This window comes from Mesobacillus sp., assembly GCF_047739415.1.
In the GTDB taxonomy this organism is placed as follows: domain Bacteria; phylum Bacillota; class Bacilli; order Bacillales; family Cytobacillaceae; genus Mesobacillus.
The window spans coordinates 1-5136 of record NZ_JBIQOE010000094.1 but is presented as its reverse complement, the minus strand read 5'-3'; the positions used below and the strand labels follow the sequence as shown (position 1 = coordinate 5136).

The 5136-nt window shown below is 43.7% G+C and carries 3 protein-coding genes, 1 pseudogene and 1 riboswitch; of the genes and pseudogenes, 2 read left to right on the top strand and 2 right to left on the bottom strand.

Features of this window, described 5'->3' with window-relative positions; genetic code table 11:
- Positions 1-423 precede the first annotated feature (423 nt).
- Complete coding sequence (locus ACH0QE_RS07925; protein ID WP_415800156.1) at positions 424-1212, bottom strand: YqhG family protein; 789 nt, start codon at positions 1210-1212, stop codon at positions 424-426.
- A complete protein-coding gene (locus tag ACH0QE_RS07920) occupies positions 1190-2878 on the bottom strand; it encodes a DEAD/DEAH box helicase (protein ID WP_415800155.1) in 1689 nt (562 codons plus the stop codon). Before ACH0QE_RS07920 ends, ACH0QE_RS07925 begins: the two co-directional genes overlap by 23 nt.
- A gap of 174 nt (positions 2879-3052) precedes the next feature.
- A riboswitch (glycine riboswitch) is annotated at positions 3053-3141 on the top strand.
- Positions 3142-3359: 218 nt separating this feature from the next.
- On the opposite strand from ACH0QE_RS07920, the gene gcvT reads away from it, so the two are divergent.
- Positions 3360-4466 carry a glycine cleavage system aminomethyltransferase GcvT gene (gene gcvT, locus ACH0QE_RS07915; protein WP_415800154.1) on the top strand — a complete coding sequence of 369 codons (1107 nt, stop codon included), beginning with the start codon at positions 3360-3362 and terminating at the stop codon, positions 4464-4466.
- A 22-nt stretch (positions 4467-4488) separates the two neighbouring features.
- Positions 4489-5136: pseudogene (locus ACH0QE_RS07910) on the top strand (glycine dehydrogenase); the annotation flags it as partial.

The following is a 5136-nucleotide window of genomic DNA, read 5'->3' as shown; positions in this document are numbered from 1 at the left end:
CTGCCCAACTCCGACAAGCGTTGGAGGACCTGACAGTGAAGTCGGTCTTTGACTTCATTGGCAGGACCGAAACGTCTCGAGGAGTTAGGAGCCGCAACTAGACAAGCGACTCGAGGGGCTAGGCGCTGGAGCTGGATTAAGAAAACTCCATGTAGTTTTCTTAATCCACTCCAGCGCCTAACCCCTCGAGTCGCTTGTCTAGTTGCGGCTCCTAACTCCTCGAGACGTTTCGGTCCTGCCAATGAAGTCAAAGACCGACTTCACTGTCAGGTCCTCCAACGCTTGTCGGAGTTGGGCAGTCGCCTATACTTTTCGATTTCGGTCCGCCCAATGAAGTCAAAGAGCGATTTCACTGGGCGGCCCTCCACTGCTTGTCGGGGCTGAACGAGGCGCTTGCGCTTTTTGTTCTTGCTGCAGGATCACTCATAGAGCATTTTCAGTTAAATAAAATAATCCGCCGTTAACGATTTCGATATTGACCTTTGGTTCATATTGATCCTGTAATGCAGCTTTTTCGGTTTTAAAGCTATCAGACTCTTCTTCCTCGTCTTCATAAAAGTGATGGAGCAATTCCAGGTCCTTCTTCCAGCGTTTTCTTGCCTCTTCTGCCCAGGTATGATCCTCTTGTTCTACCTTTGTTGTCAAAAAAGACTGGATCCTGTTTACACCACTTTTTGGCTTTATTAATGGAGAAAGTGTATAGGCATAGTCCGGAATTTTTGAATTCAACGGCAGCTTCAATATTTTGTCATGAAAGTCTTCTACCATCATCCCGTTGATCAACTGCAGGCCGATTGAATGGAAAACATCCCGTTTCCTGTCACATTGATACGATATTTTCATATTCAATCCTATCCAGGGTATAAGCGGTGTCTGGGTAGGAAATTGGTTATTTTGATACAAACGTATATATCCGGCAAGATTTTTTGTCGATGCAAAAATTTGATGAAGTCGAGGTGACCCAAAGTGGATGACCTCACCTTTGATATCGTCTGGTGCCTTCTGTTTATTGGTAATGAAGGTCAGCTTCATTGGATTGGGAACGCCGCCGGTTTTCTCGAGGTAATGCCAGTAAAAAGGGCGGTTCATCAATTCCTTGTCGAGATCAACAGTTAACTGGACTGTCATATACCCCTTGTTATTCTCCATTAACTCACAGTTATTCGCGGTAAAATATTTTTCAAGAAAATTATGGATTTCCTGTTGCTGCACGCTGATTTCCCTCCTTCATTTCCTCTGCGAACTGGATCATTGATGTCAGGTTTTCCATCTTGATCCGAATCTCACCTTCAGAATTTGATTTACCGAAAATATCGGTCAGATGATCTTCGATATTGCCAAATTCCAATTTCGTGAGAATATCATCAAGTTCACCGATGACTTTTTCAAACAGGTTGATTTTTTCGTATAGCAGTTTCAGGACATGTTCTTCAACCGTATCTTTTGTCGCGAAATTATATATTTTTACATCCTTCTCCTGCCCAAGGCGATGAATCCTCCCAATTCTTTGTTCAAGTCTCATAGGATTCCAGGGAAGGTCAAAGTTAATGATGTGACTGCAGAATTGCAGGTTAATTCCCTCGCCTCCAGCCTCCGTTGCGATCAAGACCTGGACATTCTTCTGGAATAGCTCCCTCATCCAATCCTTTTTGCCTCGCTTGAATCCTCCTCGAAAGGGAACAGAAGTGATGCCATGCTGCTTCAAAAACCATTGAAGATATAGCTGAGTGGCCCTGTATTCGGTAAATATGATCACTTTGTCATCAATCTGCTTTATTAATTCAAGCGCTTTTTCAGCTTTAGAATTCTTCGTTACTGCCTCTACTCTTTTGATCAGCTGGGCGATGGTATTCTGAAAACCGACGGATGGGTTTTCCTGCCTCTGAAGCATATTTCTGAGTGTGTAGAAAACAGCTTCACGGCTGCTGCAGGCTTCCCGTTGAAGTGTCATTAACGAGAATTGGCTGGAGCTGAGACCGGCTTCTGAACCTCTTAAGGATTGAACCGAATCGTACAAAGCCCGTTCTTCTTCTGAAAAGTGGATAGGAATGGTCTCCACATGGCGTTTAGTCCATTCGATTCCCGTATCAGCGCGCCTGTTGCGGATCATCACCTTATTGACCAATTCCCTAAGGTGTTCATCATCATTAACAGACCGGGCATCCTTCTTATACTTGTCATAGAACACCGACTCACTGCCCAGGTGTCCTGGTTTCAACAGGGAGACGAGGTTGAATATTTCCTCAATACGGTTTTGTATTGGTGTTGCTGTCAGCAGAAGACAAAATCTCTTTTTAAGATTTTGGACAAATTCATAGTTTTTTGTTTTGTTATTTTTTAGCTTGTGAGCTTCATCGATAATGATAAGATCATAATTTAAGTTGTTGATGATATCCTTGTGAGGCGCCCGTTTCGCCGTGTCAATTGAAGACACGACAACATCACACTGCTCCCATACATAGCTTTTCTTCTGGGCAATGGCGGGGATATGAAATTTTGTATTCAGCTCCATGGCCCACTGTGAGACAAGGGATGCAGGGACAAGGATCAGTACTTTTTTAACCAGACCCCTGATCATGTATTCTTTCAAAATCAATCCAGCCTCGATTGTTTTCCCAAGACCAACTTCATCAGCCAGTATGGCTTTTCCGTTCATGTTCTCAACGACCTGCTTCGCTACCTCCAGCTGATGCGGCAGAGGAGTGAGTTCTGGCAGATGTGTCGGTGCTTGTAGTCCCTCGAATTCCGGGATAATGGTATGTTTTTCTATCTCAACGGCAAGCTTAAAGAGCTCCCAATTTCCCCATGGGCCGTCATTCTCAATTCTTTCAGCCATTTCGTCCTGCCAGGAAGAATCAAAGTTAATTTGAACGGTCATTTTATCCACCTCTTTTAAAGTATAAATATATTGCCGAAATTGGCTCTCTAATGGTAGGATGAAGTTAGCTTTTGAATGTTTTGAAATTTGTCATTTTATAGTCTTAAATAGTCAGTTTACAGACATGTGTAATAACGTCTAGCATGCCCAATTGCGAAAATAATATAAATGCGGATGACAACAAGGGGAGAGACTACTTACGTAGCGCCGAAGGAGCAAGCAAACTTTGTGAATCTCTCAGGCAAAAGAACTCTTGTTTGACGCATCTCTGGAGAGCGCTTTATTAGTGGGAGCCACCAAAGGGGAAAGCCTTAACAGGTAAACTTTCAGGTGAAAGGACAGAGACCTTCTCAGATTCAGAGGGGGTACTCTGTCCTTTTTTATGGCTTCATTCGCGTTGGGGAACCAGGACCAATTCTGTCTGATCTAAAACGCGTTTTGTAAACTGATTTTTTAGCTATAGGACGAAGGGGGATACATAATGACTGAATTAAAACGAACACCGCTATTTGAAGTATACAAGGAATACGGTGGGAAGACGGTTGATTTTGGAGGCTGGGAGCTTCCGGTCCAATTTTCAAGCATCAAGGAAGAGCATGAAGCAGTAAGGACAAAAGCTGGTCTATTCGATGTTTCTCATATGGGAGAAATAGAGGTGAAAGGCCCCGAAAGTCTGGACTATCTACAAAAGATGATGACGAATGATGTTTCAAAACTTAAAAACGGCGGAGCACAATATACAGCAATGTGTTATGAGACTGGCGGAACCGTCGATGATTTGTTGATCTATAAACTCGAAGATGAGCATTACCTCCTTGTTGTGAATGCTTCCAATATCGAAAAAGATTTCGATTGGATGCAGGATCACCTTGAAGGCAATGTGACAATCGAGAACTTGTCAGAAGGCATGGCACAGCTTGCATTACAGGGACCACTTGCAGAGGGAGTCCTTCAAAAGCTTGCGAAAGGTCATGAACTAAGCACAATCGGGTTCTTCAAGTTCAGTGAGGAAGTTGACCTGAACGGCAAGAAAGCGCTTGTATCACGTACGGGATACACAGGCGAGGATGGATTCGAAATTTACTGTGATTCAAAGGATGCTGTCAGCCTATGGAATGAAATCCTTGAAGCAGGCAAAGAAGAGGGAGTCATCCCATGCGGACTTGGTGCCAGGGATACACTTCGTTTTGAAGCGAATCTGGCATTGTACGGCCAGGAGCTTTCTTCTGAAATCAGCCCGCTTGAAGCTGGAATAGGCTTTGCGGTGAAGTTGAATAAAGAAGCTGATTTTATCGGAAAAGAAGCACTTAAGCAGCAAAAAGAAAATGGCCTGCCTAGAAAACTTGTCGGTATTGAAATGATCGACAGGGGAATCCCGCGCCATGGGTACCCAGTTTACAAAGGGGACACTCAGATTGGTGAAGTCACTACAGGAACGCAATCCCCGACGCTCAAGAAAAATATCGGGCTTGCACTGATGGATGCGAAAGAAACTGAGTTAGGCAATGAAGTGGAAGTTGAAATCCGCGGCAAGCGCTTAAAAGCTGCAGTTTCAGCTACACCTTTTTATAAAAGAGATAAAAAGTAAAAGCCGGAGAGGGGTTAAAGTTATGAAGCATCGCTATTTACCGCTGACTGAAAGTGATAAAAACGCAATGTTGGAAAGCATCGGCGTTTCATCGATTGATGAATTGTTCAGCGATATTCCTGAAAAAGTCCGTTTTGCCGGAGAATACAACATCAAACCAGCCAAGTCTGAAACAGCTCTTATGAAGGAACTGACAAAGATGGCTGCGAAAAATGCCGATTTGAAAATGAATACTTCATTTATCGGTGCAGGTGTATATGACCATTACATTCCTGTAATTGTTGACCATGTCCTTTCACGCTCAGAGTTTTACACTGCTTATACACCTTATCAGCCTGAGATTTCACAGGGTGAACTTCAGGCAATCTTTGAATTCCAGACGATGATCTGTGAATTGACTGGCATGGAAGTAGCGAATTCATCCATGTATGACGGTGGCACAGCTTTGGCTGAGGCCGCGATGCTCAGTGCAGGCCATACAAGAAGGAAGAAAGTTTTAATTTCTAATGCTGTACACCCAGAATACAAAGACGTAGTCAAATCATATGCAAAGGGCCAGTACATCGATGTTGTGGAAGTACCGCATAAGGATGGCGTAACTGACCTTGAAGCTCTTAAGGATATGGCAAATGAAGAAGTTGCTGCTGTCATCGTTCAGTATCCAAACTTC